This is a genomic window from Micromonospora sp. NPDC049580 (genome assembly GCF_040675595.1).
In the GTDB taxonomy this organism is placed as follows: domain Bacteria; phylum Actinomycetota; class Actinomycetes; order Mycobacteriales; family Micromonosporaceae; genus Micromonospora.
Map to the genome: position 1 here is coordinate 1 of NZ_JBFAPG010000590.1, position 3,409 is coordinate 3,409.

Sequence of the window (3,409 nt, forward strand, 5' to 3'; positions counted from 1 at the left end):
GGTGATTCACCGGCACCCCGCTCGGCGTCCACCCGCCCCACCCGCACCTCGTCGATCTTGCGGAATCCCCGGTAGGCCGGGGCAGAAACAGCACGATCGCGGAGGGGCAGGGGTGCGCCTCAGCGCGTGGGCGTGATGATTTCGTCGCCGGCGAGGCGGCCGCTGTCGCGTTCGCGGCGTACGCCGCCCGTCTCGACTAGGTTGGCGAGCGCCCGGTTGGCGTCCGCGGCACGGTAGACGGTCGCGGTGAGGGTGTGCCGGCGCAGCTCGGTGACCGGCCGTGGGCCGCCCCGGCGCAGCTCGGCCAGCAGCTCCCCGGCCAGCGGGTCCAGGGCCGGGTCCCCGGCCACGTCCACCGGCGGGGCCGTCGGGTCGGCGGGGTCGCGGTAGCGCACGCCGAATTCCGCCCCGACCGTCCAGAGCGCGTCGCGGAGCGCCTCCAGACTCCGGTCCGAACGGCTACCGAAGGCGACCACGCCGGCCGCCGCGCCATCCGGCAGCACCGGCGCCACCTCGGCGACCAGCGGGAAGCCGGCGGCGACGAGGGCCGCACGGGTGACGCCACCGGCGTGCAGCAGCACCTCGCCGGTGCGGCCGTTGGCGGCGGCGCCGAGCAGGTGCGGGGGCACCTCGCCGGGCAGGTCCAGGAAGCAGAACAGCGGCGACCCGGCCGCGCCGGCCGCCTTCACCGCCACCGGCAGCCGGTCCGGACCGCCGGGCAGCAGGTGCACGGTCACCTCGGCAGGCAACTCCGCCTCGATCGACCCGAGCCGGGCCGGCAGGTCGGCGGCGCCGTCGGCCAGCACCAGCACCGTCACCTGTCGACCGCGCACCTGGGCGGCGTGGCCGGCGACCACCCGCAGCACCGCCTCCGCTGCGCCGCCGTCGGTGCCGGCCCAGGCCAGCGCGACGGTTGCCCGCCGGGAGCGGTGCAGGGCGGCGGGCAGCCAGGTCGTCACCTGACGGACCAGCAGCTCACGAAGGAAGTCGGTGGTCCGGTTGGTCGGCATCGGTCCGTTCTACCCTATGGCCGGCTCAGGCCGGCACGGAGATCCCCACACCACCGCGGGTCTGCCCGCCGTAGCGCTGCCGCTCGGCGTCCAGGTCGAGCCGGCCGATGCGCTTGCGGGCGGCCAGGGCGGTGTCGTCGAGCAGGTCGGCCGGGATCAGCCAGACCACCTCGAACTCCAGACCGTCCGGGTCCTGGCCGTAGAGGCTCTTGGTGGTGCCGTGGTCGGACGCGCCGACCAGCGCCCCGGCGGCGGTGAGGCGCTCGGCGGTGGCGGCCAGCTCGTCGAGGGTGTCGACCTCCCACGCCAGGTGGTAGAGCCCGACGGTGGCTCGGCCGGCGGTGGACCGGCCGGCGGCCGCGCCGATCTCGAACAGGCCGAGGTCGTGGTCGTTGGTGGAGTCGGGGGCCTGGAGGAAGGCGGCGCCCCGGAAGCCGTCCGGGGTCATCGCCACCGGGCGGAAGCCCAGCACGTCGCGGTAGAAGGCGACGCTGCGGGCGAGGTCACTGACGTAGAGGACCGCGTGGTTGAGCCGGTGGATACCCATGACCCCAGGCTAGCGCCATTTGGTTGAACGTTCAACCATCGCGCGTATGATGGCCGTCATGACCCGCTGGTTGGACCCCGATGAGCAGCGCACCTGGCGGGCGTTCCTCGCCGCCTCCCGGGCGCTGATGGACACGCTCGACCGCGAGCTGCAACGCGATGCCGGCATGCCGCACGCCTATTACGAGATCCTGGTCCGGCTCTCCGAGGCCCCGGGTCGGCAACTTCGGATGAGCGACCTGGCCGATGCGGCGGGGTCGTCACGCAGCCGGCTCTCGCACGCGGTGGCCCGCCTCGAGGCGGCCGGCTGGGTGCGCCGCGAGGACTGCCCCACCGACCGGCGCGGGCAGATCGCGGTGCTCACCGACGACGGTTTCGCCACCCTCGCCGCCGCCGCCCCGGGCCACGTCGAGGGGGTACGCCGACACCTGTTCGACGCGTTGAGCCCGGCCCAGGTCGACCAGTTGCGTCGGATCAGCGAGACGTTGGCCGAGCACCTGACCAGATCCTGACCGATCGGCACCGGCGCGGGTCTTGTACTTACCGTCGTCGGATGAGCACGATGGGGCGTGTCCTCCGGCTTCGACGAGTTGACTGACCAGGCGCACCACCTCGTGTCCACTGGCGACGTGGCCGGTGCGCAACGGCTGCTCTCCGACGCGCTCACCGACGCCGACCCCCGCCCGGCCAACGCCACACCCGAGCTGGCCGAGGCGGCCAGCCTCCAGGCGCGGGTGCTCGTCGCCCTCGGCGAGCCGCACTCCGCGCGCGGCTGGGCAGCCTTCGCGTACGCGGCCACCACCCGGTTGCACGGCCGCTCCGACCCCCGCACCGTCGCCGCCGCAGCCACCCTGGCCGCCGTGCTGCACCGGGTGGGCAGCCACTCCCGGGCCGCCCGGCTGTACCAGGAAGTCATCATCGAGCTGACCGCGCAGGACGGGCCCGAGTCGCTGCGGGTGCTTGCCGCACACGCCGACCTGGCCACCGTCGAGTACGCCCGGGGCCAGTGCACGGTGGCCCGCGACCGCCTCCAGGACGCCTGGGAGCTGCACCGCGAGGTGTACGGCGACGGTCACCCCAGCGGGATCAAGATGCTGGCCCGGCTCGGCGCCATGCAGCGCGACTGTGGGCAGTTCGCCGAGGCGCACGACAACCTGGCGCTGGCCCGCGAGCTGTGCCGGCAGCACCTGGCCGCCGACGACCCGCTGGCGCTGCAGGTGGCGGCTCTCGCCCGGGCAGCGGCCAACCCCGACCATGTCTGCGCCGACGACGCGCCCGCCGACCGGGACGCCCCGGTGGTGCCGGCCGCGCGTACCGCGCCGCACAACGACCGGCCGGTCGAGTCCGCCTACCACCCTTCCGCGCCCCCGCCGCGTCAGGTGGACCCGGGGATGACCGGTCCGGCCGACCGCGACGACGAGGGCCGGGCCGGGCACGGGGTCGGCTCGGTGCCGAACCCCCGGGTGCCGGCCGACGAGCCGGACGGGTCGCCGGGCTTCCGTTGGCCGCCGGACCCGACCGACGAGCCCGCCCCGCACTCCATCGTCCCGCCGGTGCCCCCATCGGTGGCCGGGTTCACCGCCGGCACCGAGGAGACGTCCGGCGTCTACCGGCTGCACCGCCCCGGCGCGTCGACCCAGCCGGACCAGCCGGCGCAGCCGTACGCGCCGCTGGAGCCGTACACGCCGTCCCGGCTGCTGCCGGTGCCCGTGCACCGGGCAAAGGCGTCGCCGCGCAACCGGCTGGTGCCGGTGCTGGTGGCCGGCGTCGTCGTGGTGCTGCTGGGCACGGCGGCGGTGATCGCCGGGGTGGCGCGGGTCGGCGACGGGGACGACCCGAAAGCCGGGCCGGAC

Annotated in this window: 4 protein-coding genes; 2 read left to right on the forward strand and 2 right to left on the reverse strand. The window is 75.3% G+C overall.

The window, feature by feature from the left end; genetic code table 11:
- Positions 1-119 precede the first annotated feature (119 nt).
- Both AB0J68_RS29545 and AB0J68_RS29550 read right to left on the reverse strand, forming a co-directional pair.
- A complete protein-coding gene (locus AB0J68_RS29545; RefSeq protein ID WP_363941855.1) occupies positions 120-1,010 on the reverse strand; it encodes a hypothetical protein in 891 nt (296 codons plus the stop codon).
- A gap of 25 nt (positions 1,011-1,035) precedes the next feature.
- The gene (locus AB0J68_RS29550; protein ID WP_355063816.1) at positions 1,036-1,557 is read right to left on the reverse strand and encodes a VOC family protein; all 522 of its coding nucleotides are present in this window, start codon (positions 1,555-1,557) and stop codon (positions 1,036-1,038) included.
- 49 nt (positions 1,558-1,606) lie between these two features.
- Here AB0J68_RS29550 and AB0J68_RS29555 point away from each other — a divergent pair, with 49 nt between their 5' ends.
- Complete coding sequence (locus AB0J68_RS29555) at positions 1,607-2,068, forward strand: MarR family transcriptional regulator (protein ID WP_354855453.1); 462 nt, start codon at positions 1,607-1,609, stop codon at positions 2,066-2,068.
- A 57-nt stretch (positions 2,069-2,125) separates the two neighbouring features.
- The coding region (locus AB0J68_RS29560) for a tetratricopeptide repeat protein (RefSeq protein ID WP_363941857.1) at positions 2,126-3,409 on the forward strand (1,284 nt) is incomplete at its 3' end.